Below are 26,171 nucleotides of genomic sequence, written 5' to 3' on the forward strand. Positions count from 1 at the left end.
CAAAATGTCGGGCTGATCGCCATGACCGGGGTGATGAGCCGTCATGTGGTGACCATCGGCGCGGTGTTCCTGATCATATGCGGCTTCATTCCGAAGATCGGCGCGATGATCAACACCGTGCCGATCAATGTGCTGGGCGGCGGTGTGATCGTGATGTTCGGCATGGTCTGCGCAGCCGGCGTCAACATGCTGTCCGATGTCAACTGGAACCGGCGCAACATGGTGATCTTCGCCACGGCGCTGTCGATCAGCTTCGGCCTGCAACTGGTGCCCGAGGCATTGCAGCATCTGGGCAAGACCGCCCAGATCCTGCTGACCAGCGGTCTCTTGCCCGCAGCGCTGATCGCGATCGTGCTCAACATGGTTCTGCCCGAAAATCTCGACGACTGAGTCCGGCGCAAGTGATGCCCCCCCCGGTTTGCGCCGGGGGATTCGTGCTGGAAGGAAAACCGCTCAGGCGGTGCGCACGACTTACACGGACTGACGAATGGCCGTGATATTCCTGGCCCAGTCGACTTCGCCCGCACCGTTGAAGACGGCCGATCCGGCGACCAGCACATCGGCACCGGCGGCGGTCACCAGCGGCGCGGTCTTGGTGGTGACGCCGCCATCGATCTCGATGTGGATCGGCCGGTCACCTATCATCTTTTTCACCCGCGCCACCTTGTCGATCACCGCCGGGATGAAGGCCTGTCCGCCAAAGCCGGGGTTGACCGTCATCAGCAGGACAAGGTCAAGACGGTCGAGCACATATTCGATGACGCTCTCGGGGGTCGACGGATTGAGCGAGACGCCGGCCTTCTTGCCCAGCGCCCGGATCGCCTGCAGCGAACGGTCAAGGTGTTTGGTGGCTTCGGCATGCACCGTAATGATGTCGCAACCGGCATCGGCGAAGGCCTCGAGATAGGGATCGCATGGCTCGATCATCAAATGACAATCGAACACCGCGGTAGTCCGCGGGCGCACGGCCTTGATGATGCCGGGGCCGAAGGTGATGTTGGGAACAAAATGCCCGTCCATCACATCGAGGTGGATCCAGTCGGCGCCAGCGCGCATGACGCCTTCGATGTCATCGCCGAGGCGCGAGAAATCAGCCGAAAGAATGGACGGGGCAATCAGCACGGGACGGGTCACGGCGGGTTCCTTTGAACTTGGCCTGCAGGTCTGGCCTTGGCTTCGGGACGGCTGCGCCCCAAGGTGATGGGCAGCGGTTTGCCCGATCCGACGCGCCAAGGTCAAGCCGGGTCCGGCGAAAGCCTGTGCAAAGCACTGTGCCCCTTGCCCGAATCATGTCCCTGCAGGCAGGTTCGGGCGGCAATTCACAGGAGCCAGCGATGACCAGACCGCCAATCAGCCATTCCATCGTGTTCACCTACACCGATGACCTCGAACGCGGGTCTCGGTTTTTCCGGGAGGTCATGGAGCTCGATTTCGTCGTTGATCAGGGCGCCTGCCATATCTACCGGCTGACGCCGCTGAGCTATATCGGCATCTGCAACCTGCCCGACCGGCCGCGGGGCACGGCCGGCGTGACGCTGACCATCGTTTCGCCCGATGTCGACGGCTGGCGCGATTTCCTCGAGGCCAAGGGCGTAAGCTATGTCAGCGGTCCCGAGCACAGCAAGGAGTTCGGCGTCTACAGCTCTCTGTTTCATTCGCCGGATGGCTACCGCGTCGAGATCCAGAGCTTTGACGATCCGGAATGGGATCAGGGCAGCCTGACCTGACACTGGCCCTGATTGATTTGGCGCCCGCCTGGTTCAAGCCCGGATCGGTTCGCGGGTCATCTCCAGATGCAACATGTCGCCGCTCCACGGATTGGCTTCGCAGACAGCCTCGTCAAGCTCGACACCTAGTCCGGGTTCGTCTGACGGGATGACATAACCGTCGTCCCACTCGATTTTCTTCTTGAGCACCTCGGCGTGAAAGCCGTCCCATGTCTTGATCGATTCGAGCACCAGGAAGTTGGGCAGGGTGGCGGCGAGCTGGATATTTGCGGCGGCGACCAGTGGTCCGCAATAGCAGTGCGGCGCGATCTGGATGCCGAACGCCTCGGCCATACCGGCGATCTTCTTGGTTTCGAGCAGCCCGCCGGAGCGGCCCAGATTGGGCTGCAGGATAGCGGCGGCGCGGGCCTCGATGACACGGGCGAACTCGTGCTTGGTGACCAGCCGCTCGCCGGTGGCGACCGGGATCGAAGTGGCGCGCGCGACCTCGGCCATGGCGGCGATCTGGTCGGGCGGCACCGGTTCCTCAAACCACAGCGGATCGGCGGCCTCGATGGCGCGGGCCATGCGGATGGCGCCGGCGGCGGTGAACTGGCCATGGGTGCCGAACAGGATGTCGGCCCGGCTGCCGACGGCTTCCCGCACCGCACGAACCATCCGGGCCGACAGATCAATGTCGGTCAGCAACGGCTGGTGCCCGCCCTGCACGCGGTAAGGGCCCGCCGGATCGAATTTAACGGCGGTGAAGCCCTGCCGCACGGCTTCAAGGGCTGCGGCGGCGGCAAGGTCGGGGTCGTTGTAGACATTGTTCGGGCTGTCGGTTGACAGCGGATCGGCGCTGCCGGTAGCGGGGTAGAGATAGGTGTAGGACCTCAAGCCCTCATGCACCCGGCCGCCGAGCAATTTGTGCACCGGCTGGCTCGCCTCCTTGCCGATAATGTCCCAGCAGGCCATCTCCAGCGCCGAGCAGCAGGCCATCATGGTCATGTCGGGGCGTTGCGAAAACCCGGAGGAATAACAAAGCCGGAAAAAAGTCTCGATGTCGTGCGGATCCCTGCCAACCAGATAGCGAGATGCCACGTCTTCCATCAGTTTCGCGGTCAGATGCGGGTCGAATGCCGCATCATAGGCTTCGCCGTAGCCCACGACACCGCCATCGGTCGTCAGTTTGACGAACAGGAAATAGCGGCCTCCGGCCTGCGGCGGCGGGTTGGCGACCACAAAGGTCCGGACATCGGTGATTTTCATAGGCAACTCCGCGACATGCACCTGAAACTGGTCGCACTCGATCAGGATTCAGCCTTGAAATCCAGTCCCCTTTCGGCGCAACTCTTGTGGACCAGCCATGGCTTTGCGCAGCCGGAAAGCAATCATTGGGGCAAGCATCGGGCAAGCTTGGCCTGACAGGGTGAGCGCCAAAGGCCTCACGCGAAGAAACCAGATGATTCAACTTTCCATCTGCCTGCCTACCCGCAACAGGCAGGTTTACTGCATCGAGACGATCCGCGCGCTCGCAGCAAACGAGGGCACGGATTTCGAAGTTATCGTCGGCGACAATTCCGACGACGGTTCGGTGCTGGCTGACTTCTTTGCCCACGAACTCAATGATTCCCGCTTCCGCCTGATTGGCCCTGAAGACGCCGTGCTGCCGATGGTCGACAATTGGGAGCGGCTGGCGGGCGAAGCCAAGGGGCGCTGGGTCTCGATCATCGGCGACGATGACTACATCGATCCGAAGCTTGTGCTGATACTCAAATACTACGAACGGCTCTACCCGGAAGTCGAGTCGGTGAGCTGGTCGCGGATGATTTACAACTGGCCGGACAACCGGCCGGTTCCTGCGCTCTCGGTGGTGCCGGTCACCCATGACACCTATGTGGCGGTCAAATCCAACGTTCAGGACCGGCTGTACCGCTGGATCGAAGGCAACCGCCGGCCGGCGGCAGCGTTCGGAATTTATCACGGCGCGCTGCGCAAATCGCTGATGGAGCGCATCAAGCGCAAATACGGCAACCGTTATTTCGAGCATCCGGTGGTGGACTTCGAGAGCAACTGCAAGACCATCCGCGAAGCCCGTATGATGGTGCATTGCCAGAGGCCACTCTCGGTTCTCGGCGCCTGCGCCGCGTCGAACTCGGCGGGAACAAGATCGCAAAAGACAAAAATCGAACGCGTCGAAATCTTCAAGAAGGAAACCGAGGGTAAAGTCGACATGGACGACCCGGTCTTTCCCTTTCCGATCAGCGACAAGGGCGCGTCGATCTGTTCAACCGTGGCCTCGACAACCTCCTGGTTCTGCCGCACCTACGGGATCGATCTGAGCGGATTTCCCGAAAATTTCGCGCGCGCCGCGATGGACGAGTGCGTCAATACCGTCGACAAAAACGATTACCTGGACAAGGTTGCCTATTTCAAGCGCGGCTTTGATGTCTGGGATGGCGGGAAATGGCGTGACTTCTTCAAACCCGAACCGTTCCGGGGCGAGCCCTCGGCCCACCAAATGACCGGGGTGCTCAGGGACTATCTCTACGTCCGCGAAGATGCGGAACCGTCGCGAACTCCCGCCGAATTCTATCGCTTCGGAGAACACGCCGTCCTGCCGGTCGAAGTTGTCGCCAGCGGCGCCCGGGTGTTCACGCGATGACCCTTTTGACCATCTGCATTCCGACCCGCAACCGCCAACGCTATGCCATGGATGCGGTCCGCCACATGCTGGCGTCAGAACGGCAGGATTTCGAGATCCTGCTTGGTGACAATTCCGATGATGCGTCTGTACTGGCAGATTTTGCTGCACAGATGAATGACAGCCGGCTTCGCCTGCTCGCTCCCGAAAGCAAGCCGCTCTCCATGCGATCCAACTGGGAACGCATGCCGCCGCACGCGAGTGGCGAATGGGTCAGCTTCATGGGTGATGACGACTATATCGATCCCGAACTGTGCGAAGCCTTGCGGGTGACCAGCAAGCGCGTGCCCAAAGTGGATGCATTCTCCTGGGGCAGATCCCATTTCGTTTGGCCGGAAGCGCGAACACACCGTGAATTCACGTCACTCCCCACCGGCAGCCATCTGGCCCATCTGACCAAAGAAGACCTGATGCGCAAAATGTTCTTTTGGGAAGATGCCAAGGACCGGCCGAAATGTTCGTTCGGGGCTTATCACGGCGCGCTCAAGAAAGACCTCATGGAGCGGATCCGCGATGCTTTCTCCAACCGCTATTTCGAACACCCGAATGTGGATTATGACAGCATTTGCAAGACGGTGATGATGGCCGATCTCTGCATCTACTGGGAACGCCCGCTGTCAGTGTCGGGCGCTTGCAAGGTTTCCAATTCAATGGGACTGCGCGATCCGGACCTTGGAAAACAGCATCTCAAGGCCTTCATGGAGGAAAACGACGGCGAACTGGAAGCCAGGGATTTTCCATTCCCGATCGGGCTCGGGATTACAAGTTCGGTGGGCCACACAATCGAATGGTTCAAACAACGCTACGGGATTGAGCTGAACGGCTGGGAAGACAATTTCATCGCCGCGTGCGCCAAGGATTGCGAGTTGCAGGCCAACCGCGCCTGGTTTGACCAAAAGAAGGCGGGCTACGCGGCCGCCATCGAGAGCTGGCGCGGAACCAAAGCACTCAAACAATTCAATCCGGTCTACAAGTTCCGTTCGGATGTTCCGCGGTTTCAGGGGCACACCGACGCGCAATTGCATTTCGACATGGCCATTGGAAACACGCAGACCGCCGCCGAATACTACGAGCTGATCGACAGCATGCTTTTCCCGGTGCGGCTTCTGGAAAGCCGTCTCGCATCTTAGTTCGGGTGCGCAGGACGGCGCACCGCAACCGGCCACCAACGGGAACCATCCACATGGGTTTGACGGCATTCTGGTTCGCATCGCAGACCGTCAGGGTCGATCGCCTTACCGGTGCGTCTGCCTTGCTTTCCGGCGGATCTGCGTGACCATGAGCAGGGTGGTCATAAGCCAGTCGATGTACTTTCCCTGGGTGGGGATGCTTGAACAGATCCGTCTCTGCGATGTCTTCATCCATTATGACGACGTGCAGTTTTCCAAGGGCAGTTTCAGCAACCGGGTTCAGGTCAAGACACCGGGCGGCATGGTCTGGATGACCGCGCCGCTGCGAGATCATCGGCTCGGGCAGACAATCGACGAGGTGCGGCTTCAACCTGCGCGGACCTGGCGCGACCGTCACCTGGCTTTGCTTTCGCAAAGTTTCGATGGCGCCCCATATGCCTCCGACGCACTCGACCTCGCAGCTTCGGTAACAGACGGGAACCATGAAACCGTATCGGCGCTGGCGCGCGAAAGCATGCTGGCGCTGTGCAGATATTTTGGACTGGATGAGACGACCCGTTTTTGCGATTCGCGCGAGTTCGGCATCGACGGTTCAGGCAGCCCCCGCGTGCTGGCGCTGGTCAAGGCGGTTGCCGGCAACGACTACATCACGGGACATGGCGCCCGCAACTATCTCGATCATCAACTGTTCGAGGCCAACGGCGTGTCGGTGTCCTACATGGATTATCAACGCATGCCCTACCGGCAATCTCACGGCGTATTCACGCCTCATGTCACGGGCCTGGACCTGGTCGCCAATTGCGGCCGCGAGGGGTTGGCGAAGATCGCGTCACCGACACTGGATTGGAAGGAATTTGTACATGGATCCTCATGAGGCATTCCGCGCCGAAGTGGAGAAGAACATCGACGGGCTGGCGGGCGACGCCGATCTGCAGGCGCTGTCGCGGATCTGGGTGCGCGAAGCAACGCCCTACAAATGGACCTATAATTTCAGCTGGTTCGGTCGTCCGGCGATCCAGCTTCCCAATGATGCCTGGGCCTTGCAGGAACTGGTCTGGAAAGTCCGGCCAGACCTGATTATCGAGACCGGCATCGCCCATGGCGGATCGCTGATCTATTCGGCCTCCCTGCTGGCGCTGCTGGACCTGTGTGACGCCACCGAGCGCGGTGAAATGCTGGATCCACGCAAACCGGCGCGCAAGGTGCTTGGCATCGATATCGACATCCGCCCGCACAATCGCGAGGCAATCGAGGCGCATCCGCTGTTTGCGCGCATCGAGATGATCGAAGGCTCGAGCATAACCGGAGAGACGGTTGCAAAGGTCAGGGACATCGCTTCGGGCTACAAGCGAATTCTGGTGTGCCTGGATTCCAATCACACCCATGACCACGTGCTGGCGGAACTGGAAGCTTATGCGCCGCTGGTCACCCCGGGCAGCTATTGCATTGTCTTTGACACTCTGGTCGAGGACATGCCCGAACAGTTGTCAACCGACCGCCCCTGGGGTCCCGGCAACAGTCCGAAATCAGCGGTTCATGCCTTCCTGAAAAACAATGCATGCTTCGAAATCGACAGCCGCATCGACAAGAAACTTCTGATCACGGTGGCCCCGGACGGATTTCTCAAGCGGATTGGCTGACGCTGGCCAGAGCCTACGGAGCGAGGCGTGAGTGTTTTTCGCGGTATTCGCGGATTTTTGCCCCGGAAACAGGATTTTTCACTAAACGAATTTTATTAAACCGATTGAAAAACTGAATTCGTGGAAAGTCGAAACTTTTGTTGTTTTCACTTCAGAAAAACGCGCTATAGACTTTGACAGGGGAAAGAGGGTGCAATTCAAGCGCCCCCCATAAAAAGACGAGAGGGACAGCTACCTCATGGAATATTTTCTTCAACAGCTTATCAACGGGCTCACCCTGGGCTCGATTTATGGGCTTATCGCCATCGGCTACACGATGGTCTATGGCATCATCGGCATGATCAATTTCGCCCATGGCGACATTTTCATGATCGGTTCATTTATCGCGCTGGCGACATTCCTGGCACTGGTTGCCATTGGCATCTCCGCGCTCCCGCTGATCCTGTTTATCACGCTTCTGGTGTCCATGCTTTTCACCTCCGCCTGGGGATGGACCGTGGAAAGGCTGGCTTACAGGCCATTGCGCGGATCGTTCCGCCTGGCGCCGCTGATCACCGCGATCGGCATGTCGATCGTGTTGCAGAATTTCGTGCAGATCACGCAAGGCGCGCGGGTCAAGCCGCTGCAGCCGCAGATCCAGGGCGGCATCACCCTCATCGAAGGCGTGACCGAAAACGGCACCATCGCGGTGCAGCTGTCCTATATGCAGATGATCATCATCGCCACCACCCTGGCCCTGATGATCGGATTTTCGTTGCTGATCGCCAAGACATCGCTGGGCCGCTCGCAGCGCGCTTGCGAACAGGACCAGAAAATGGCTTCGTTGCTCGGCGTCAATGTCGACCGCACCATTTCGCTGACCTTCGTGATGGGCGCAGCCCTTGCCGCGGTTGCCGGCTTCATGTTCCTGCTGCTTTACGGGGTGATCGATTTCTACATCGGCTTCCTGGCTGGTGTGAAAGCCTTCACCGCAGCGGTGCTCGGCGGCATCGGCTCGCTTCCCGGCGCGATGCTCGGCGGCCTGTTGATCGGCCTGATCGAAGTCTTCTGGTCGGGCTATTTCACAGTTGAATACAAGGACGTCGCCGCCTTCTCCATCCTGGTGATCGTCCTGATTTTCATGCCATCCGGTTTGCTTGGTAAACCCGAAGTCGAGAAAGTCTAATGACCGCCTCTCATCAACCGGCCCCTATGGCCGAATCCGTCAAGGACGCGGCGATAGCCGCGATCCTCGTCGCAGTGCTGGGTTTTTTCTTCTTTGCACTGAGAACCGATATCGTCACGGGCGGTCTTGAACTGACCTACCGGTGGGGCCTCTGGTTTATCGCGATTGCGATCACCTTCGGCGTGCGCCTGCTCTTGAACCTGTTTGTGTTCAAGGCCACCAAGCCTGTCACAAGCGGGATCAAGATCAATCTTCCATCCGGCCTGACCGGCACCATCGGGCGTTTCATCGGCCCGGTGCTGCTGCTCCTGGCGATGTGCCTGCCGTTCATCGTCATGGCCCTGTTTCCCAGTCGCGACCGGCAGTTCATCGACCTGGCAATCCTGATCATGACCTATGTCATGCTTGGCTGGGGACTGAACGTCGTAGTCGGCCTCGCCGGTTTGCTCGATCTCGGTTACGTGGCGTTCTATGCGGTCGGCGCCTATTCGTTTGCTCTCCTGGCCCAGTATCTTGACATCGGTTTCTGGACGGCGCTGCCGCTGGCCGGTCTGTTGGCCGCAACCTGGGGCATTATCCTGGGCTTTCCGGTGCTGCGGTTGCGCGGCGACTACCTCGCCATCGTGACGCTGGCGTTCGGGGAAATCATCCGCGTGGTGTTGCTCAACTGGTATCAGTTCACCGGCGGTCCTGACGGAATTTCCGGAATTCCGAAGCCGAGCTTTTTTGGCCTGGATTTCGTCCGAAAAGGCGGGTTTGCCGATTTCTTCGGCCTGGATTACGATTCAATCCATCGCTTCATCTATCTTTACTACATCATTCTCCTGCTCGCCCTGATCACCAATTTTGTCACGTTGCGCTTGCGCAAGCTGCCGATCGGTCGCGCCTGGGAAGCACTGCGCGAAGACGAGATCGCCTGCCGGTCACTGGGTATCAATACCACCAACACCAAGCTGACCGCCTTTGCGATCGGTGCGATGTTTGCCGGGTTCGCCGGCTCGTTCTTTGCTACCCGGCAGGGCTTCATTTCGCCAGAAAGCTTCACCTTCCTCGAATCGGCGATCATTCTGGCGATAGTGGTTCTGGGTGGATTGGGCTCGCAGGTGGGCGTCGTGATCGCCTCGGTGGTGATGATCGGCGGCATCGAAGTCCTGCGAAACCTTGGCTTCCTCAAGGAAATCTTCGGACCCGATTTTGAACCCACCCAGTACCGCATGCTGATCTTCGGTCTGGCCATGGTGCTGATCATGGTGTGGAAGCCGCGCGGCATCATCTCGAGCCGGAATCCTTCCGCGGTCTACAAGGAACGCAAGAAGATCGGCTCGGACATGGTCGCTCAAGGTGAGGGCCACTGATGGAAACCGCAATGAAAACGACCCCCGCGCACAACTGGGACACCAATGTGGTGCTGTCGGTTGAGCATCTGACCATGCGCTTCGGTGGCCTGGTCGCCATCAACGACTTGAGCTTCAATGTCGGCCGCGGCGATATCACCGCTCTTATCGGGCCGAACGGCGCCGGCAAGACCACCGTGTTCAACTGTGTCACCGGCTTTTACAAACCGACCGAAGGCCGCATCGTGATGCGGCACGGGGAAGGGTTCCAGGCAGAAAAAATCGAAGCGCTGACGCGCACCGGACGCCAATTCAACGATGATGGTGACAACCGCGTATTCCTGCTCGAACGCATGCCGGATTTCGAAATCTCGAAACGCGCCAAGGTTGCCCGCACGTTCCAGAACATTCGATTGTTCGGCGGGATGACTGCGCTGGAAAACCTTCTGGTGGCGCAGCACAATCCGTTGATGCTTGCTTCGTCGATGACGATCGGCGGCATTCTCAATCTGCCCGGATACAGGAAAGCCCGTGCCGAGGCGATCGACTTCGCCGCCTACTGGCTTGAAAAGACCGGCCTGATCGACAGGGCCGACGATCCGGCTGCGGATCTGCCCTACGGCGCGCAGCGGCGGCTCGAAATCGCCCGCGCCATGTGCATCCGGCCGCATCTGCTCTGTCTTGACGAGCCCGCAGCTGGCCTCAACCCGCGCGAATCAACGGAACTCAACGATCTGCTGCAATACATCCGCAAGGATCATGACACCTCCATCCTGCTAATCGAGCATGACATGGGCGTCGTCATGGAAATATCGGATCACGTGGTGGTGCTCGATTACGGCCAGAAGATTTCTGACGGAAATGCGGATTTCGTCAAGAACGACCCGAGAGTTATTTCAGCTTATCTCGGCGTCGATGAAGACGAGGTCGCGGCTGTCGAGGAAAGCATCGACATGCCGGTCATTCATCATGCCAAGAATAAGCCTGCCGAGAACGGTGAAGGAGGCCGGTCATGAGTAGCGACCAGAACCTTCTGACTATTCGTGGTGTTGAAACCTATTACGGCAAGATCGTTGCCCTGCGCGGCGCCGACGTCGATGTGAAGAAAGGCGAGATAGTCACACTCATCGGCGCCAACGGGGCCGGCAAGTCGACCCTGATGATGACGATCTGCGGAAACCCAAGGGCACGCGCCGGCGAGATTATTTTCGACGGGCAGGACATCACCCGCATGCCGACGCATGAAATCATCCGGATGGGCTTGGCGCAGTCACCCGAAGGGCGTCGCATTTTCGGCAGAATGACGGTGCTTGAAAATCTGCAGATGGGCGCGCAACTGGTTTCCGAAGACCATTTTGACGACGATCTGAAACGTGTTTATGACCTGTTTCCGCGCCTCAAGGAGCGGGCCGGGCAACGTGGCGGAACGCTGTCGGGCGGCGAACAGCAGATGCTGGCGATTGCGCGCGCGCTGATGAGCCGGCCAAAGCTGTTGTTGCTGGATGAGCCCTCACTCGGTCTCGCCCCGCTGATCGTCAAGCAGATCTTCGAGATCATCAAGGAACTCAACACAAACGAGGGATTGACCGTCTTCCTCGTTGAGCAGAATGCGTTCCACGCGCTCAAACTCGCCCACCGGGGCTATGTGATGGTGAATGGCAACATCACCATGTCAGGCACCGGCGCGGAACTGCTCAAGCGCGATGAAGTTCGCGCAGCCTATCTGGAAGGCGGGGCTCACTGATGATGCATGCCGCGTTTCGATGGGATGGTTTGAGCTTAGTGGACAAGCGCACAATTGAAGTGTCAACGGACCCATGCCGTTTGGTTGAGCCATGGGCTGCGACAAGGATTTAGGACATGGAAAACGGCCTCTTTTGGGAAGTCTCGATCTTCGAGTTCATCTTTGTGACAATGATCCTTGGCGGCGGTACCGCCTGGATGACCGGGCGGGCCGTGGCCTCGACCTGGAGAACTCCATTGCAGCTGGCCTGGTATATGGTGATTTTGGGCTTGGCCGTCCGCTTCATCCATTTCGCACTGTTTGAAGGAACGTTGTTGTCGGGCTATTATTTCGTGATCGACTTCCTGGTCATCATGATCTTCGCCTTTCTCGGCATGCGGTTCACCCGCGCCGGACAAATTGCGCAGCAGTACAGTTTCGCGTTTACTCGTTCAGGACCTTTCGGCTGGCGCCAGAAAAGCAATTAGCCGCTTGCCAAATCGGTCTGAAACACCATCAAAAAAGATCTGTATTTCTTTGAATAGATCGGCTTAGATGGTTGCACACGGGGCAGAACGCCCCCCACACCGGCGGCCGAACACCGTCAGCGCCTGCGGCACCGGTGACAGGAAACGAACAGGCGTTGCTGGGAGTTAACATGAAGAAGATTCTTTTGGCTGGAGCCGCGCTTGGCTTCGCAATGTCTTCAGCTTCGGCTGAAATTGTTATTGCGACCGCTGGTCCGATGACAGGCCAATACGCATCCTTCGGGGAACAGATGAAAATTGGCGCCGAGCAGGCTGTCGCCGACATCAACGCCGCAGGCGGCGTCAACGGCGAAATGCTGAAGCTCGAAATCGGCGATGACGCTTGCGACCCGAAGCAGGCTGTTGCTGTCGCCAACCAGTTCGCTGGTAGCGGCGTTGTGTTCGTGGCAGGTCACTTCTGCTCGGGCTCCTCGATCCCCGCTTCGGCTGTCTATTCCGACGAAGGCATCATCCAGATCTCGCCGGCTTCGACCAACCCGACCTTCACCGATGAGCGTCCGGGCGGTGCCGATGGCGGCGTTTACCGCGTTTGCGGTCGTGACGACCAGCAGGGTGAAACCGCAGCAGCATATCTGCTGAAGAATTTTGCAGGCAAGAAGATCGCCTTCGTTCACGACAAGACCGCCTACGGCAAGGGTCTTGCGGACGCCACCAAGGGTTCGTTTGAAGCCGGCGGTGGCACTGCAGCCATGTACGAAGCCTACACTGCTGGCGAGAAGGACTATTCCGCTCTCGTCTCGAAGATGAAGCAGGAAGGCATCGACGTGCTTTATGTCGGCGGTTACCACACCGAAGCCGGCCTGATGGCGCGCCAGATGAAAGAACAGGGCATGTCTACTGTTCTGGTTTCAGGCGACGCTCTGGTTACCGACGAGTACTGGGCAATCACCGGTGATGCCGGTGAAGGCACGCTGATGACCTTCTCGCCGGATCCAACCAAGAGTGAAGGCGCTGCTACCGTCGTCAAGGCGCTGCAGGATGCCGGCAAGACCACCGAAGGCTACGTGATGTACACCTATGCGGCCATTCAGGCCTATGCGCAGGCTGTCACCACTGCCGGATCGACCGACTATGACGCGGTCCGCGAGGCCCTCAACACCGGCGACTTCAGCACCGTGCTTGGCGATCTGAATTTTGACGCCAAGGGTGACGTTTCGCTTCCGGGCTACGTCTTCTACAAATGGTCAAACGGCACCTACGCTGAAATCGAATAGTCTTCGGTTCAGTTGAACAGACCGATTGGAACCCCGGCGTTGTCGCGCCGGGGTTTTTTTATTGTCTGTTGTGGGGAGCGCCGGTGCGGACTGACAAGGCACTGCAGGTGGACCCTCTATTTGCAAATGATTTGCAAAGGCGTTGACAGTCTGCGGAATATGCATAGGTTGCACTTGCAAACCATTCGCAGGAAGAAAGCATGCGCCCCTTTTCCATTCTCGGACTTTTCATCGCCCTCTGCCTTGCTCCGGCATCGCCGGCACTGGCGCAAATCAAGGTTCTCACATCGTTTACAGTGTTCGCCGACATGGCCCGCAATATCGCCGGCGACCATGCGGAGGTGGTCTCTATCACCCGCGAAGGCGCCGAGATCCACATGTTCCGGCCGACACCGGGCGATATCAAGCGCGGACTTGGCGCCAATGTGGTGCTGTGGAACGGCCTTGGCCTCGAGACCTGGTTCGAGCGCTATCTGGAAAATCTCGGCGACGTCAAAGCCTATATCCTGTCGGATGGCGTCGAACCGATCATGATCGCCGAGGGCGCCTATGAGGGCCGGGCCAATCCACATGCATGGATGTCGCCCGGTAACGCGATGATCTATATCGATAACATCGTGCGCGCCCTGTCTGAAACCGACCCGGACAATGCCGATGCCTACGCCGCCAACGGCGAAACCTACAAGGCCGAGATCGCGGCGACCTTCGCACCGATCCGCGCCGCCATCGAGGCGCTGCCCGAACAGAAGCGCTGGCTTGTCTCCAGCGAAGCCGCCTTCTCCTATCTGGCCCGCGACTTCGGCCTCAAGGAAGCCTCGATCTGGGCGATCAATGCCGACAGCCAGGGCTCGCCGCAACAGGTGCGCCGCATTATCGATCTGATCCGCGACAACGACATTCCGGTGATTTTCTCCGAAAGCACGGTGTCGCCGAAGCCGGCCCAGCAGGTGGCGCGGGAAACCGGGGTGGCCTATGGCGGAGTGCTCTATGTCGATTCCCTGTCGCCGCCGGACGGTCCGGTTCCCACCTATCTTGACCTGCTCAGAGTGACATCCGAGACCATCTTAACCGGATTGACGGCCAAGCCATGACCCTACCCGCATCGATCAATTCCCTCGCCTCTGATTCTGCCGGTCTCGACGTCGACGATATCTCGGTGATTTACCGCAACGGAAACCGGGCGCTGGACGGCGCCACGTTTTCGGTGCCGAGAGGCTCGATCACGGCGCTGGTCGGGATCAACGGCAGCGGTAAATCGACCCTGTTCAAGGCGCTGATGGGGTTCGTCCCGCTGGCCGGCGGCGGGATCAGCATCATGGGACTGACGGTCTCCGCAGCACTCAGGCGCAATCTGGTGGCCTATGTGCCGCAAAGCGAGGAGATCGACTGGTCGTTCCCGGTACTGGTCGAAGATGTGGTGATGATGGGCCGCTACGGTCACATGAACTTTCTCCGGATGACGCGTCCGCAAGACCGTGCGGCGGTCGACCAGTCGCTTGAACGGGTTGGCATGACCGCGTTCCGCAAACGCCAGATCGGCGAGTTGTCCGGCGGCCAGAAGAAACGCGTGTTTCTCGCCCGCGCGCTGGCCCAGGAAGGTCAGGTCATCTTGCTTGACGAACCCTTTACCGGGGTCGACGTGACCACGGAAATGCAGATCATCGAACTCCTGAAGGATCTGCGCACGGAGGGACGGGTGATGCTGGTCTCTACCCACAATCTGGGCAGCGTGCCGGAATTCTGCGACCGCGCGGTGCTGATCAACCGGAGCATCCTGGCCGAAGGACTGACCGGCGAGGTCTTCACCCAGGCCAATCTGCAAAAAGCCTTTGGCGGCGTGCTGCGGCATTTCGTGCTCGGCGGTCAGGATCTGCACGATGACGACGATCACCGGCAACTGACCGTTCTGACCGATGACGAACGGCCCTTCGTCATATACGGAGATGCCGGGCGCAAGGCCCGCAACGGCAAGGGCGCCGGCAAGGGCGCCACCGGCAAGGACAAGAGCAAATGAGCCTGCTGCTTGAACCCTTTTCCTACGGTTACATGGTCAACGCCATGTGGGTGTCGGCGCTGACCGGAGCTATCTGCGCGTTTTTGTCGTGCTATCTGATGCTCAAGGGCTGGTCGCTGATCGGCGACGCGCTCTCGCACTCGATTGTGCCCGGCGTCGCGGGCGCCTACATGCTCGGCCTGCCGTTTGCGGCCGGCGCGTTTCTCGCAGGCGGTCTGGCGGCGGCGGCCATGCTCGCCATCCGCTCGCGAACCCGGCTGCGTGAAGACGCCACAATCGGCATGATCTTCGTCTCGTTCTTCGCTCTCGGGCTGTTCATGGTGTCGATCTCGCCGACGCCGATCAACGTGCAGACCATTGTTCTGGGCAATGTGCTGGCAATCACGCCCGCCGACACCACGCAACTGATCATCATCGGCGTGATCACGCTTGCTGTGCTCTCGGTGATCTGGAAGGATCTGATGCTGGTGTTTTTCGATGAGAGTCACGCACGCGCCATCGGCATCCGTGCCACGGCGCTCAAGATCGTATTCTTCACCCTGCTGGCGGGGTCCACCGTGGCGGCGATGCAGACGGTCGGCGCCTTTCTGGTGATCGCACTGGTGGTGACACCGGGCGCCACGGCCTATCTTCTGACCGACCGGTTCCCGAGGCTGATCGTCATTGCCGTGGCGATCGGATCGGTCACCTCCTTCGTCGGGGTCTATCTGAGCTACTTCCTCGACGGCGCCACCGGCGGCGTGGTGATCATGCTGCAAACCGGCCTGTTCCTTCTGGCCTTCGTCTTCGCACCCCGGCACGGGCTTCTGGCGCAACGCGCCAAGGCACGCGGCGCCCAACCCGACGCGGAAGCCGCATGATGGACGCGCTCATGGATTTTCTCATCGATCCGTTCCGCTTTGCCTATATGCAGAAGGCGTTTCTGATCACCTTGCTGATCGCCATGCCGATGGCGGCGATGAGTTGCCTGATGGTGCTCAAGGGCTGGTCGCTGCTGGGCGACGCCATGAGCCATGCGGTGCTGCCGGGCATCGTCATGGCCTATATCGCCGGCCTGCCGCTGGTGATCGGCGCCTTTGCCGCTGGCCTGTTCTGCGCGGTGGCCACCGGCTGGCTCAACGCCAACAGCCGGGTCAAGGAGGACACGGTGATGGGCATCGTGTTCTCCGGCATGTTCGGCCTTGGCATCGTGCTGCATGTCAGCGTGCGTTCCAGCCTGCATCTCGACCACATCCTGTTTGGCGACATGCTCGGCGTCAGCTGGGCGGACATTGGCGCGACGGCGCTGCTGGCGGGTCTGTGCGGCGCATTCCTGATCACCAAATGGCGCGATCTGGTCGCCCAGGCCTTCGATGGTCTGCATGCGCGCGCTATCGGGCTTCGCACCGGCTGGCTGCATTACGGATTGCTGACGGCCATCGCGTTGATGATCGTCGCCAGCCTCAAGGCCGTCGGCATCATCTTGTCGATCGCTCTCCTGGTAGCCCCGGGATCAATCGCCTTTCTGGTGGCCCGCACCTTCGCCGGCATGCTGACGGTCGCGGTCAGCTCGGTGATCCTCAGCGCGCTCATCGGCATTTTCCTAAGCTACCACATCGACAGCGAACCGGCGCCAACCATGGTGTTGATGATGACCGGGTTTTTCATTGTGGCGCTGGTGGTGAGCCAAATACGGGATATGCGGATGCGGCGGATGGTGCGGGGGTAGAGCTTTGGATGGCGGGTAACCGGGCCTTACCGAGGAAGGCTCGAACGAGAGGGTTGTTTCGACCTGGCCCAGAGGCTCGCCGCCTCCGGCCGGCCTTGTCCAAATCTCACAGTCCCTCGATTGCAAACTCGGGCGCACCGCTCCACACCAGTTTCCAGCTTGCTCCGGGACGGACATTCTGAATGATACTCGGGTCGAAAGCGACGAAACACCGGCCTCCGGCATGGCGCGCCGAGGGGTAGATCAACCCGCGGTGGCCTTCCCGGCGCAGATTGGCGGCCAACACCTGCCCTGCCGGGTAGCCTGTGCCGGGTTCCGGATCAAGCGCCGGATGCGCGTTCCCATGAAGGTCCGGGAAATCGCCGATGAAATCCGCCAGAAGCTCGACATAGCGCGCCTCGTCCTCGTATCGGTTGATGAACCCCAGTTCGCGCGTCCTGTGGAACCCAACCTCCTGCGCACTTGTCAGCATATCCCAGGCACAGTACCAGGCGCCCCGATCTCCGCTGTTGAAGCGGTTTCCGGTTGGCCTTGTATAGGTGAACGCCGCGTTGATATGGCTTTGACCATACAGCTTCAGATCATGCGACCGTCGGGCGAAGGCCAGTTCGCGACGGTCAAGTGCAGGGCTGCCCTCCCGCTCCGCGATCAGGCGGGCGCTGGTCTCACCCTCAAGCTCGGCGAGGATCGCCGCTTCCTCATCGGTATCGACAAGTCCGCGCAGGACAGGTGGTTTGTGGTGCGTCTCGGAAATCAGGCGGACCAGCCCGCGGTCATTGACCGAAGTGATCCTCACACGCCGCCCCTGAGCGCGTCGAGATTTCCGCGCACCCGCAGGATCTTCGGCAACCCGCCCGCAACCATCGCATCGACAGGCCGTGCGCCGTCGAATTCCGGGCCCCGGTTGGGCAGCTTGACCCACTCACCGGCAATTGGCTCGTTGAAGTAGAGCTCCAGCGATTTGTAGATGCCGATGAGCGCGCTGAGGCGCAGCATCTGGTCCTGTGTCAGATCCCCGGCAAATCCCGGTTTCTTCGCGCGTTTCCACGTCGACTCCGACATATCCGCAAGCCCCGCCGCTTCCCGCAGCGTCAACGACCAGGCATCGGCAATCCGCGCAAAAGCCTTGAGCGCCACCGTTTGCCGGTCGGGTGCAACGCGTTCCATGACATGGCTTTCCACAGCACACTCCCTTTGCAGCTCTACATTGACAATAAGTCCATATGATCCATTTTTCAAGACCATATGAAATTTTGAAATCAACTCGACCCGAAACAACCCCGCGATTTTCCTTATCGGATCTGGAGACCGGACAAAGATTTCCGGCTGGCCCCTCGCAACGAACCCTGATGGCCAGACACCGATAGCCGCGCCGGCAAGGCATGGGACCACCCCTTGTCCGGGACTATAAATCAACGCGCAAACTTAGCCTCCCCCACCAACTCCCTCTTGCCTTCCACGCGAGATTCAGCATAGGTATTCCTATCCCGTTGGGAGAAGCCGGAGCGATCCGGTGCCGAAGGAGCAACCGCCCCGGAAACTCTCAGGCAAAAGGACCAACGGAATATTCGGACTCTGGAGAATGGCGCGTCTCGCGTCTGCCGAAGGGATAACAATCTCAGGCAAAAGGACAGAGGGGGCTTTTTGAAGGTGTCCAGCACCTGACGATTGGCCCGTGCGCGCGCTTCGCCCGCACCCAGATGGAGACTGCAGCGTGGACACCACAGCTGACCTTCTAAAGACCCCGCTTCATTCCCTGCATCTTGAGCTCGGCGCACGCATGGCGGGCTTTGCCGGCTACGACATGCCGATCCAGTACCCGATGGGCGTGATGAAGGAACACCTTCACACCCGCGAGCAAGCCGGACTGTTCGATGTCTCGCACATGGGGCAGATCCTGATCCGCGCCAAAAGCGGCGACGTGCGCGATGCCGCTCTGGCGCTTGAAAAGATCACCCCGGTCGACGTCGCCGGCCTGAAACCCGGCCGCCAGCGTTACGGGCTTTTCACCAACGACAAGGGCGGCCTCGAAGACGACTTCATGGTCGCCAACCGCGGCGATCATCTTTACCTGGTGGTCAATGCGGCCTGCAAGCATGATGATCTCGCCCGTATCGAGGCGGCGTTGTCAGACACCTGTGAAATCGAAGCGCAGTTCGACCGCGGCCTGATCGCACTGCAGGGACCGGAAGCCGAAAGCGCGCTCGCGGCTTATGCCTCCGAGGCAGAAGACATGCTGTTCATGGACGTTGCCGAATTTGAAATCGCCGGGGTTCCGGCCGTGGTTTCGCGCTCGGGCTACACCGGCGAGGACGGCTACGAAATCTCGCTCCCGGCGGAAGAGACCGACCGTATCGCCCGTTTGCTGTTGTCGGATGATCGGGTCGCGCCGATCGGGCTTGGCGCGCGCGATTCGCTCAGGCTGGAAGCCGGGCTCTGCCTTTACGGCCACGACATCGACCAGACCACAACGCCGGTCGAGGCAAATCTCAAATGGGCGATCCAGAAGGTCCGTCGCAAGGGCGGAGAGCGCGGGGGCGGGTTTCCGGGCGCAGATGTCATTCTTGACCAGTTCGAAAACGGCGCCAGCCGCACCCGTGTCGGACTACAGCCCGCCGGCAAGGCCCCGGTCCGGGCAGATGCTCAGCTTTTCGAACACGAAACCGGCGGCGAGGCCATCGGCACTGTCACCTCGGGCGGATTCGGCCCCAGCGCCGGCGCGCCCGTCGCCATGGGCTATGTGCCGTCAAGCCTGACTGCCATCGGTACGAAAATATATGCGGAAGTGCGCGGCAAACGGCTTGAAATGACTGTCGCCGCCCTGCCCTTCGTTCCCTCCACCTACAAACGCTAATTCAAGACAGGAACAGCTCCACCATGCTCAAATTCACCGAAGATCACGAATGGCTGAAAATCGAGGGCGATATCGCGACCGTCGGCATCACCGAACACGCTGCCGAGCAACTGGGCGATCTGGTGTTTGTCGAACTGCCTGACGTCGGTGCCAAGCTCGACAAGGGCGGCGACGCCTCAACCGTGGAATCGGTCAAGGCGGCGTCGGATGTCTATTCGCCACTCGCAGGCGAAATCGTCGAGGTCAACCAGGCCATCACCGATGATCCGTCGCTGGTCAATTCCGATCCGGCAGGTGCGGGCTGGTTCTTCAAGCTCAAGCTTGATGATGCCAGTAGCGCCAATGAGTTGATGGATGAAACCGCCTACAAAGCAATGATTGGCTGACCATGACCATCACCCTGACCGATTACGACCCTTATGACTTCGCCAACCGCCGCCATATCGGCCCGTCACCGGCGGAGATCTCCGACATGCTCAAGGTGGTCGGCGCCGCGTCGCTTGATGCCTTGATCGACGAGACCGTTCCGGGCTCGATCCGCCAGAAAGCGCCGCTGGCGTTCGGCGATCCGATGAGCGAGCGCGAAGTTCTTGATCATCTCAAGGCCACAGCGCGCAAGAACACCGTGATGCTGTCGCTGATCGGTCAGGGCTACCACGGCACCATCATGCCGCCGGTGATCCAGCGGTGCATTCTGGAGAACCCGGCCTGGTACACAGCCTACACGCCCTACCAGCCGGAAATCAGCCAGGGACGGCTGGAAGCGCTTTTGAACTTCCAGACCATGGTCGCCGATCTGACCGGGCTCGATATTGCCAACGCCTCGCTGCTCGATGAAGCGACAGCGGCAGCGGAAGCCATGGCCATGGCAGAGCGGGCCTCTAAATCCAAACAAACCGCGTTTTTCGTCGATCATCACTGTCACCCGCAGACCATCGAGGTGATCCGCACCCGCGCCGAGCCGCTGGGCTGGGAGGTCATTGTCGGTGACCCGTTTACTGAACTCGATGCATCCGCTGTGTTCGGCGCGGTGTTCCAGTATCCGGGGACTTATGGCCATGTGCATGACTTCACCGATGTCATCGCAAAACTGCACGAAGAAAAGGCTATCGGCATCGTCGCCGCCGATCCGTTATCGCTGACGCTGCTCAAATCACCCGGTGAAATGGGCGCCGACATCGCCATCGGTTCGATGCAGCGATTTGGCGTGCCGGTTGGCTATGGCGGTCCGCACGCGGCCTATATGGCGGTGAAAGATGCCTACAAGCGCTCGATGCCGGGCCGGCTGGTCGGCGTTACTGTGGATGCGCGCGGCAACCAGGCCTACCGGCTGGCGTTGCAGACCCGCGAGCAGCATATCCGGCGCGAGAAGGCCACCTCCAACATCTGCACCGCGCAGGTGCTGCTGGCCGTCATTGCTTCGATGTACGCGGTGTTTCACGGGCCTGTGGGCCTGCGGGCGATCGCCGGCCGCGTTCACACCAAGGCCACCACGCTTGCAGCGGGGCTGAAGCAGCTCGATTTCATCATTGACCCGGCGATCTTCTTCGACACCGTCACCGTGTTCGCCGAAGGCCGTCAAGCCGAAATCCTTGAAGCCGCAAGGCGCGAAGGCATCAACCTGCGCAAGGTTGGTGACGACCGGATCGGCATCGCGCTTGATGAAGTTTCGCGGCCGGAAACCGTGGAAGCCGTGTGGCGGGCGTTTGGCGGAAACCTGAAGTTCAGGGATCTTCTTGCCGGGCCGGTCATCCCCGATCCGATGGCGCGCAAATCGCGCTATCTCGAGCACCCGATCTTCCATATGAACCGCGCCGAAAGCGAAATGACGCGTTATATTCGGCGTCTGTCGGACAAGGATCTGGCGCTGGACCGCACCATGATCCCTCTCGGCTCGTGCACCATGAAGCTCAATGCGACAGCGGAAATGCTGTCGATTACCTGGCCGGAATTTGCCGACATTCATCCCTTCGTCCCCGCCGACCAGGCGTTGGGCTACAAGCAGATGATCGACGATCTGTCGGACAAGCTGTGCCAGATCACCGGCTATGACGCGATCTCGATGCAACCCAATTCTGGCGCGCAGGGCGAGTTTGCCGGGCTGATGACAATCCGCGCCTGGCATCGCGCCAACGGACAGGGCCACCGGCATGTCTGCCTGATCCCGACATCGGCACATGGCACCAACCCGGCCTCGGCGCAGATGGCCGGCATGACCGTGGTGGCGGTCGGCACCCGCGAGAATGGTGACATCGATCTTGATGATTTCCGCGCCAAGGCCGAGCTTCATGCAGACAACCTTGCGGCCTGCATGATCACCTACCCGTCCACCCACGGGGTGTTTGAGGAAACCGCGACCGAGGTCTGCGCCATCACTCACAAGCATGGCGGGCAGGTCTATCTCGACGGCGCCAATCTCAATGCGCTGGTTGGTCTTGCGCGGCCGGGCGACATCGGCTCCGATGTCAGCCATCTCAACCTGCACAAGACCTTCTGCATTCCCCATGGCGGCGGCGGGCCGGGCATGGGGCCAATCGGGGTCAAGGCACATCTGACGCCGCACCTTCCGGGCCATTGCCAGACCGACGGCAAGCCGGGCGCGGTTTCCGCCGCTCCCTTCGGTTCGGCCTCGATCCTGCCGATCTCCTGGGCCTATTGCCTGATGATGGGCGGCGAAGGCCTGACCCAGGCAACCCGGATCGCGATCCTGAACGCCAACTACATCGCGGCACGGCTGAAGGGCGCATACGACGTGCTCTACACCTCGTCAGCCGGACGGGTGGCGCATGAGTGCATCCTCGACACACGTCCGCTGGCCACCAGTGCAGGCGTCACCGTCGATGATGTTGCCAAGCGGCTGATCGATTGCGGCTTCCACGCGCCGACCATGAGCTGGCCGGTGGCGGGCACGTTGATGATCGAGCCGACGGAATCGGAGGTCAAGGCAGAGTTGGACCGGTTCTGCTCGGCCATGCTGGCGATCCGCGACGAGGCGCAAGCCATCGAGGACGGCAAGCTCGACCGCGACAACAATCCGCTCAAGAACGCACCGCACACGATCGAGGATCTGGTCGGGCCATGGGACCGGCCCTATGACCGCGAGGCGGCCTGTTTTCCGGCCGGCGCCATGCGCACCGCCAAATATTTCGCGCCGGTCAACCGGATCGACAATGTCTATGGCGACCGCCATCTGGTCTGCTCGTGCCCGCCGATGACGGATTATGCCGAGGCCGCCGAATAGGCAGCAGGTCCCTGATCAGCAAAGAGGCGGCTGTTACGGCCGCCTCGTTGCATTTTGTCAGCGGTCCAGATCTCCCGGCAACGGAATGACCGGGGCTTTCACGATCGTCTGTGATTGCGGCGCGGCTTCGGCCAGCACAACCGGCTTGGATTTCTGTGCACCTGAATAGCCTGCCAGCTCACCGGGTTTGACCACCCTGGGCGCATTGCGCACAGGCATGGCAATGTCGTCGCCAGCCGGCTTGCGCGCGGGCGCGGCGGCAAGCTTTGCAGGTGCGGTCACCGGCCGGGCCTGAACCCGCTCTTCCGCATAGCTTGGCTGCGCTGTGACGCCGGAACCTTCGGCGAACCGCAGCATCTCCATCGTGGTGTCGGAGACTTCGCGAATCCGCAGACCGCTCATCAACGAGATCAACGCCCCCTCACTCATCGTCGGATGACAGTAACGGAGCCTGACCTTGGCCGCATAGCTCTTCCGCATCAAGCGGCCGAAACCGGTCTGGTCGGAACGGCCGATGTCGGCAGCGGTCTGCCAGGCAAAGATGCAGGAGCCACCGGCGGCCGGTTGACCGGTGGCAAAACCGAACGGGCCGTGCGGGTTCTGTCCAACGGCATTGGATATGCGCATGTTGACGTCCGGCAGCGCCGTACGCATTTCGCTGACGAGCTGGCGCTGTGTCGGAGCCTGATAATAGGACGAACCGGTCGAGGGCGGCGCAATCGATACCTTCAGTTCATTCTCGCCATCGCCGTATCCGGCGTTGGGATAGAGAATGCTCTGGAATATCTGATCGTGTTTTGAGGATTGCCGGATGGATTCAACGCGACCGGCGACCTGCGGCAGGTAGGCTGCGGCAAACTCGGGCGACACATCGGCGATCAGTGTCGGGGCAACGGGCTTTATCGAACTGGTGAACATGGCGGGGTCATCCCCGGTCGCGCATCCTGTCGTGGCAAGCGCCAAGGCCATCATGGCCAGCAAACGCGGGATCATGGGATTATCTCCCCTCTTTGGTGTTGATCAATTCCATGGCGGCCACGGAACCGGTGTCACGAATGACCATGTTGAGCTGCCGGAAGATGGCCTTGGCCTGTTCCGACTGCCCCAGATGATAATGGGCCCAGGCGCGCATCTGCATCAGGTCACGCGATTCAGCCACCAGGCTGGCGCGGGCATCGAGCGCATGCAGGGTCCGGTCGAACTGCTCGTGATCGAACGAAGAACGGGCGCGCTGGTAATAGATTTCAGCCTTGAGCTCGCGATCCCGCGCCGTCGACAGCGGCCAGGCCGCAATCAGCGCTTCGGCTTCGTCGGTCAGCCGGGCGCCCAGAAGAGCGAGACCGGTGCCGTAGATCGCATCGGAACGGACCTGCCCGGATCCGGCCATGGCTGCCTCGAAAGAACTCCGCGCATCGCCAAACCGTTTCAGGCCAAGTTCGCACCAGCCGCGCATCACCGCAATCGAGGGCTTTGAGGCGGCGGAACCGAGCCGGTCGATGTCGCGAAGACAGGCAGGGTAGTTCCTGGCTTCAAAATGCCTGACATAGCTGGACTTGACGCCGGGAGCCGGCTCTCCAACCGATGCAGCCTTGCCGCCCTTGGGGGCCGGTGCGTCGGAAATTTCCGCCCAGATCTCGGGATAGACGCTGGCGAACTCGGCCTTCAGCGCGGCATAGTCCTGCTTCTTCTTCAGCCGCAGCAGGGTGAGCGCCTCCCCCTTGACCCGGTCGGGGGTCTCCTCCCAGCCACGGGACTGGCCGAACCAGGCCTGGGCGGCATCGAACTGACGTGAATTGTAGGCGTACCAGCCAAGGATTTCGGCGTGATCGGCAGCACTTGTCTCGAGAATGGCGGTGGAATAGGCGAGAACCGCATCGGCGCTGACTGCGCCCTCGTCAGGCTTTCCGAAGCGCGGCGACAGGACATTCATCAGGAACACCGGATCATCCGACAGAGCCTCGAGATGGCTTGCGGCGAACTCATAGGCCTTCTTGTCATCCTTTTGACGCGCAAGGCTCAGATACAGGCCCTTGGTGTTCTCCGGATCCGGAGCCACTTCGATGGCAAGGGAAAACCACGCTTCCGCCGATTGGGGATTTTCCGCCTTCAGATCATGCCAGCCAAGCAGTGACAGGTCTTCGGGTCTGCGGCTGTTGCCGGCTTCCGCCGCCAGCAAACGCAAGCTGTCAGGCGAGACCGGCGCTGCGTCTTTTACGGCATTGAATTCGGCCACTTCCTTGCGCGCCAGATCAAGCCGCAATGGTGCAGGCGGATAAAGCCCGGAATTTTCCGGCCACAGCGTTGCCGCCAACAGACGGATCTCGTCAGCCGGAAAATCGCGCAACGCCTTCTGCAGGGTTACGATCAGATGCTCGTCGGGCAGACGCTCCTTGCCCTGGCGGACCAGAAGCCCGCGCAGCGTCCTTGCGAGACCATCCCGGTCTCCTGCGGCCGACAGGGCGTCAATGCGCATCCAGACAAGATCCACGTCGGGTTCCGTGGCGGGGTCGATACCCGCCGAAACGCCGATCAGTGCCGGCCAGTCCCTGGCTTCGGCAAGCTCCTTCATGCGTACGCGGACCTTCTTGCGAATCAGCTTTGTCTGGAAATCGGCCGTCGGCTCCCAGGCCGGATCTTCGGCCTTGCGCCGGATGATCTCGGCGTCGATGCCGGTGAAATCATCAACCGCAAACATGTCCCACAGGCTGGTTTCGTCGGGTACGATCCGGTCGGCGGCGATATAGAGATCCTGCGGCGGAACGAAGCCTGGATGCAGCGCCTGCAGACGGGCGATTTCGGCCTCGACCCGGTCGATCTGACGTTCCTTGGCGTAGTAGTAGAGCGCTGCGGTCTGCACCGGATCAAGCACTGGCCCCGCACCCGCCGCCCCAGGTGTTGCGGCAGCTTGCAACGGCAAATCGCCGCCGACATCGGCGGGAAAAGCTTGCCCGGCACTGGCGATAATCAGCTGCGCGGAATCTCCCGCAACGCCTGACACAACGCTGGCCAATCCCAGCAGAGAGGCGCCGGCGAGAGCGCGCATCAGGTTCAACGTTCCTCTGCGCACCGCACTGTCTTGGGAACAGGTGTGCTGGCCGGATCGGGCCGCGATCAAGCAAGGGCTGGAATACCTCATGGATCGGTCCTCACGCCAGCGCCGGGAACGGCCCGGCCAAGCCAGATCGCAAAG

At 60.5% G+C, this 26,171-nt stretch carries 25 protein-coding genes and 1 riboswitch; of the genes, 19 read left to right on the top strand and 6 right to left on the bottom strand.

What is annotated here, in order from left to right; genetic code table 11:
- Positions 1 to 390: solute carrier family 23 protein (locus ABJN75_RS05710; protein ID WP_348437657.1), on the top strand; the 390-nt coding region annotated here is incomplete at its 5' end.
- Between the two features lie 81 nt (positions 391 to 471).
- Here ABJN75_RS05710 and rpe read toward each other — a convergent pair.
- A complete protein-coding gene (rpe, locus tag ABJN75_RS05715) occupies positions 472 to 1,134 on the bottom strand; it encodes a ribulose-phosphate 3-epimerase (protein ID WP_348437659.1) in 663 nt (220 codons plus the stop codon).
- Positions 1,135 to 1,334: 200 nt separating this feature from the next.
- On the opposite strand from rpe, the gene ABJN75_RS05720 reads away from it, so the two are divergent.
- Positions 1,335 to 1,727, top strand: a complete 393-nt coding sequence (locus tag ABJN75_RS05720; protein WP_348437661.1) for a VOC family protein — start codon at positions 1,335 to 1,337, stop codon at positions 1,725 to 1,727.
- A 33-nt stretch (positions 1,728 to 1,760) separates the two neighbouring features.
- Here the strand turns inward: ABJN75_RS05720 and ABJN75_RS05725 are convergent, their stop codons facing one another.
- Positions 1,761 to 2,975, bottom strand: coding sequence for a mandelate racemase/muconate lactonizing enzyme family protein (locus tag ABJN75_RS05725; RefSeq protein ID WP_348437663.1), 1,215 nt, complete (start codon positions 2,973 to 2,975; stop codon positions 1,761 to 1,763).
- Between the two features lie 193 nt (positions 2,976 to 3,168).
- On the opposite strand from ABJN75_RS05725, the gene ABJN75_RS05730 reads away from it, so the two are divergent.
- The 14 genes from ABJN75_RS05730 to ABJN75_RS05795 all read left to right on the top strand — a co-directional run bounded on the left by ABJN75_RS05730 (position 3,169) and on the right by ABJN75_RS05795 (position 16,886).
- Entirely contained in the window at positions 3,169 to 4,371 is a 1,203-nt protein-coding gene (locus ABJN75_RS05730) for a glycosyltransferase family A protein (protein WP_348437665.1), read from the top strand.
- Positions 4,368 to 5,540, top strand: coding sequence for a glycosyltransferase family A protein (locus tag ABJN75_RS05735; protein WP_348437667.1), 1,173 nt, complete (start codon positions 4,368 to 4,370; stop codon positions 5,538 to 5,540). The genes ABJN75_RS05730 and ABJN75_RS05735 overlap by 4 nt, the downstream gene beginning before the upstream one ends.
- A 148-nt stretch (positions 5,541 to 5,688) precedes the next feature.
- A complete protein-coding gene (locus ABJN75_RS05740; RefSeq protein WP_348437669.1) occupies positions 5,689 to 6,414 on the top strand; it encodes a WbqC family protein in 726 nt (241 codons plus the stop codon).
- The gene (locus ABJN75_RS05745; protein WP_348437671.1) at positions 6,401 to 7,180 is read left to right on the top strand and encodes a cephalosporin hydroxylase family protein; all 780 of its coding nucleotides are present in this window, start codon (positions 6,401 to 6,403) and stop codon (positions 7,178 to 7,180) included. Before ABJN75_RS05740 ends, ABJN75_RS05745 begins: the two co-directional genes overlap by 14 nt.
- A 238-nt stretch (positions 7,181 to 7,418) precedes the next feature.
- Positions 7,419 to 8,345, top strand: a complete 927-nt coding sequence (locus tag ABJN75_RS05750; RefSeq protein WP_348437673.1) for a branched-chain amino acid ABC transporter permease LivH — start codon at positions 7,419 to 7,421, stop codon at positions 8,343 to 8,345.
- The gene (livM, locus tag ABJN75_RS05755; RefSeq protein ID WP_348437675.1) at positions 8,345 to 9,700 is read left to right on the top strand and encodes a high-affinity branched-chain amino acid ABC transporter permease LivM; all 1,356 of its coding nucleotides are present in this window, start codon (positions 8,345 to 8,347) and stop codon (positions 9,698 to 9,700) included. The genes ABJN75_RS05750 and livM overlap by 1 nt, the downstream gene beginning before the upstream one ends.
- A gap of 11 nt (positions 9,701 to 9,711) precedes the next feature.
- Positions 9,712 to 10,695: an ABC transporter ATP-binding protein gene (locus ABJN75_RS05760; protein WP_348437676.1), complete on the top strand. Its 984-nt coding sequence runs from the start codon at positions 9,712 to 9,714 to the stop codon at positions 10,693 to 10,695.
- A complete protein-coding gene (locus ABJN75_RS05765) occupies positions 10,692 to 11,423 on the top strand; it encodes an ABC transporter ATP-binding protein (RefSeq protein ID WP_348437678.1) in 732 nt (243 codons plus the stop codon). Before ABJN75_RS05760 ends, ABJN75_RS05765 begins: the two co-directional genes overlap by 4 nt.
- A 116-nt stretch (positions 11,424 to 11,539) precedes the next feature.
- Positions 11,540 to 11,890, top strand: coding sequence for a DUF6867 family protein (locus tag ABJN75_RS05770; protein WP_348437680.1), 351 nt, complete (start codon positions 11,540 to 11,542; stop codon positions 11,888 to 11,890).
- Between the two features lie 170 nt (positions 11,891 to 12,060).
- Positions 12,061 to 13,164, top strand: a complete 1,104-nt coding sequence (locus ABJN75_RS05775) for a branched-chain amino acid ABC transporter substrate-binding protein (protein WP_348437682.1) — start codon at positions 12,061 to 12,063, stop codon at positions 13,162 to 13,164.
- A gap of 200 nt (positions 13,165 to 13,364) precedes the next feature.
- Positions 13,365 to 14,255 (top strand): metal ABC transporter substrate-binding protein, encoded by an 891-nt coding sequence (locus ABJN75_RS05780; protein WP_348437684.1) that lies wholly within the window; start codon positions 13,365 to 13,367, stop codon positions 14,253 to 14,255.
- Positions 14,252 to 15,178, top strand: a complete 927-nt coding sequence (locus ABJN75_RS05785) for a manganese/iron ABC transporter ATP-binding protein (RefSeq protein WP_348437686.1) — start codon at positions 14,252 to 14,254, stop codon at positions 15,176 to 15,178. The genes ABJN75_RS05780 and ABJN75_RS05785 overlap by 4 nt, the downstream gene beginning before the upstream one ends.
- On the top strand, positions 15,175 to 16,038 hold the full coding sequence (locus tag ABJN75_RS05790) for a metal ABC transporter permease (protein WP_348437688.1): 864 nt from the start codon (positions 15,175 to 15,177) through the stop codon (positions 16,036 to 16,038). The genes ABJN75_RS05785 and ABJN75_RS05790 overlap by 4 nt, the downstream gene beginning before the upstream one ends.
- Positions 16,035 to 16,886, top strand: coding sequence for a metal ABC transporter permease (locus tag ABJN75_RS05795; protein ID WP_348437690.1), 852 nt, complete (start codon positions 16,035 to 16,037; stop codon positions 16,884 to 16,886). The genes ABJN75_RS05790 and ABJN75_RS05795 overlap by 4 nt, the downstream gene beginning before the upstream one ends.
- A gap of 106 nt (positions 16,887 to 16,992) precedes the next feature.
- Here the strand turns inward: ABJN75_RS05795 and ABJN75_RS05800 are convergent, their stop codons facing one another.
- Together ABJN75_RS05800 and ABJN75_RS05805 are read right to left on the bottom strand one after the other, a co-directional pair.
- Entirely contained in the window at positions 16,993 to 17,682 is a 690-nt protein-coding gene (locus ABJN75_RS05800) for an RES family NAD+ phosphorylase (protein WP_348437691.1), read from the bottom strand.
- On the bottom strand, positions 17,679 to 18,053 hold the full coding sequence (locus ABJN75_RS05805; protein WP_348437693.1) for an antitoxin Xre-like helix-turn-helix domain-containing protein: 375 nt from the start codon (positions 18,051 to 18,053) through the stop codon (positions 17,679 to 17,681). Before ABJN75_RS05805 ends, ABJN75_RS05800 begins: the two co-directional genes overlap by 4 nt.
- Positions 18,054 to 18,367: 314 nt before the next feature.
- Positions 18,368 to 18,455, top strand: a riboswitch (glycine riboswitch).
- Positions 18,456 to 18,600: 145 nt separating this feature from the next.
- Between ABJN75_RS05805 and gcvT the strand changes: the two genes are divergently transcribed.
- The 3 genes from gcvT to gcvP are packed head-to-tail and all read left to right on the top strand — an operon-like array spanning position 18,601 to position 22,981.
- Positions 18,601 to 19,740: a glycine cleavage system aminomethyltransferase GcvT gene (gcvT, locus tag ABJN75_RS05810; RefSeq protein WP_348437695.1), complete on the top strand. Its 1,140-nt coding sequence runs from the start codon at positions 18,601 to 18,603 to the stop codon at positions 19,738 to 19,740.
- Between the two features lie 23 nt (positions 19,741 to 19,763).
- Positions 19,764 to 20,126 (top strand): glycine cleavage system protein GcvH, encoded by a 363-nt coding sequence (gene gcvH / locus ABJN75_RS05815; protein ID WP_348437697.1) that lies wholly within the window; start codon positions 19,764 to 19,766, stop codon positions 20,124 to 20,126.
- 2 nt (positions 20,127 to 20,128) lie between these two features.
- A complete protein-coding gene (gcvP, locus tag ABJN75_RS05820; RefSeq protein ID WP_348437699.1) occupies positions 20,129 to 22,981 on the top strand; it encodes an aminomethyl-transferring glycine dehydrogenase in 2,853 nt (950 codons plus the stop codon).
- A 57-nt stretch (positions 22,982 to 23,038) separates the two neighbouring features.
- Here the strand turns inward: gcvP and bcsN are convergent, their stop codons facing one another.
- Both bcsN and ABJN75_RS05830 read right to left on the bottom strand, forming a co-directional pair.
- Positions 23,039 to 23,974, bottom strand: coding sequence for a cellulose biosynthesis protein BcsN (gene bcsN, locus ABJN75_RS05825; protein WP_348437701.1), 936 nt, complete (start codon positions 23,972 to 23,974; stop codon positions 23,039 to 23,041).
- A gap of 4 nt (positions 23,975 to 23,978) precedes the next feature.
- Positions 23,979 to 26,024, bottom strand: a complete 2,046-nt coding sequence (locus ABJN75_RS05830; RefSeq protein WP_348437702.1) for a hypothetical protein — start codon at positions 26,022 to 26,024, stop codon at positions 23,979 to 23,981.
- Positions 26,025 to 26,171: the final 147 nt, after the last annotated feature.

It is taken from the genome of Hoeflea sp., assembly GCF_039975035.1.
Lineage (GTDB): Bacteria > Pseudomonadota > Alphaproteobacteria > Rhizobiales > Rhizobiaceae > Hoeflea.

Excerpts from the sequence above, each read along its gene's own strand:
- ABJN75_RS05720 (WP_348437661.1), top strand. The coding sequence starts at position 1,335 with ATGACCAGACCGCCAATCAGCCATTCCATCGTGTTCACCTACACCGAT.
- ABJN75_RS05725 (WP_348437663.1), bottom strand. The coding sequence starts at position 2,975 with ATGAAAATCACCGATGTCCGGACCTTTGTGGTCGCCAACCCGCCGCCG.
- ABJN75_RS05730 (WP_348437665.1), top strand. The coding sequence starts at position 3,169 with ATGATTCAACTTTCCATCTGCCTGCCTACCCGCAACAGGCAGGTTTAC.
- ABJN75_RS05735 (WP_348437667.1), top strand. The coding sequence starts at position 4,368 with ATGACCCTTTTGACCATCTGCATTCCGACCCGCAACCGCCAACGCTAT.
- ABJN75_RS05740 (WP_348437669.1), top strand. The coding sequence starts at position 5,689 with ATGAGCAGGGTGGTCATAAGCCAGTCGATGTACTTTCCCTGGGTGGGG.
- ABJN75_RS05745 (WP_348437671.1), top strand. The coding sequence starts at position 6,401 with ATGGATCCTCATGAGGCATTCCGCGCCGAAGTGGAGAAGAACATCGAC.
- ABJN75_RS05750 (WP_348437673.1), top strand. The coding sequence starts at position 7,419 with ATGGAATATTTTCTTCAACAGCTTATCAACGGGCTCACCCTGGGCTCG.
- livM (WP_348437675.1), top strand. The coding sequence starts at position 8,345 with ATGACCGCCTCTCATCAACCGGCCCCTATGGCCGAATCCGTCAAGGAC.
- ABJN75_RS05760 (WP_348437676.1), top strand. The coding sequence starts at position 9,712 with ATGAAAACGACCCCCGCGCACAACTGGGACACCAATGTGGTGCTGTCG.
- ABJN75_RS05765 (WP_348437678.1), top strand. The coding sequence starts at position 10,692 with ATGAGTAGCGACCAGAACCTTCTGACTATTCGTGGTGTTGAAACCTAT.
- ABJN75_RS05770 (WP_348437680.1), top strand. The coding sequence starts at position 11,540 with ATGGAAAACGGCCTCTTTTGGGAAGTCTCGATCTTCGAGTTCATCTTT.
- ABJN75_RS05775 (WP_348437682.1), top strand. The coding sequence starts at position 12,061 with ATGAAGAAGATTCTTTTGGCTGGAGCCGCGCTTGGCTTCGCAATGTCT.
- ABJN75_RS05780 (WP_348437684.1), top strand. The coding sequence starts at position 13,365 with ATGCGCCCCTTTTCCATTCTCGGACTTTTCATCGCCCTCTGCCTTGCT.
- ABJN75_RS05785 (WP_348437686.1), top strand. The coding sequence starts at position 14,252 with ATGACCCTACCCGCATCGATCAATTCCCTCGCCTCTGATTCTGCCGGT.
- ABJN75_RS05790 (WP_348437688.1), top strand. The coding sequence starts at position 15,175 with ATGAGCCTGCTGCTTGAACCCTTTTCCTACGGTTACATGGTCAACGCC.
- ABJN75_RS05795 (WP_348437690.1), top strand. The coding sequence starts at position 16,035 with ATGATGGACGCGCTCATGGATTTTCTCATCGATCCGTTCCGCTTTGCC.
- ABJN75_RS05805 (WP_348437693.1), bottom strand. The coding sequence starts at position 18,053 with ATGGAACGCGTTGCACCCGACCGGCAAACGGTGGCGCTCAAGGCTTTT.
- gcvH (WP_348437697.1), top strand. The coding sequence starts at position 19,764 with ATGCTCAAATTCACCGAAGATCACGAATGGCTGAAAATCGAGGGCGAT.
- gcvP (WP_348437699.1), top strand. The coding sequence starts at position 20,129 with ATGACCATCACCCTGACCGATTACGACCCTTATGACTTCGCCAACCGC.
- bcsN (WP_348437701.1), bottom strand. The coding sequence starts at position 23,974 with ATGATCCCGCGTTTGCTGGCCATGATGGCCTTGGCGCTTGCCACGACA.
- ABJN75_RS05830 (WP_348437702.1), bottom strand. The coding sequence starts at position 26,024 with ATGCGCGCTCTCGCCGGCGCCTCTCTGCTGGGATTGGCCAGCGTTGTG.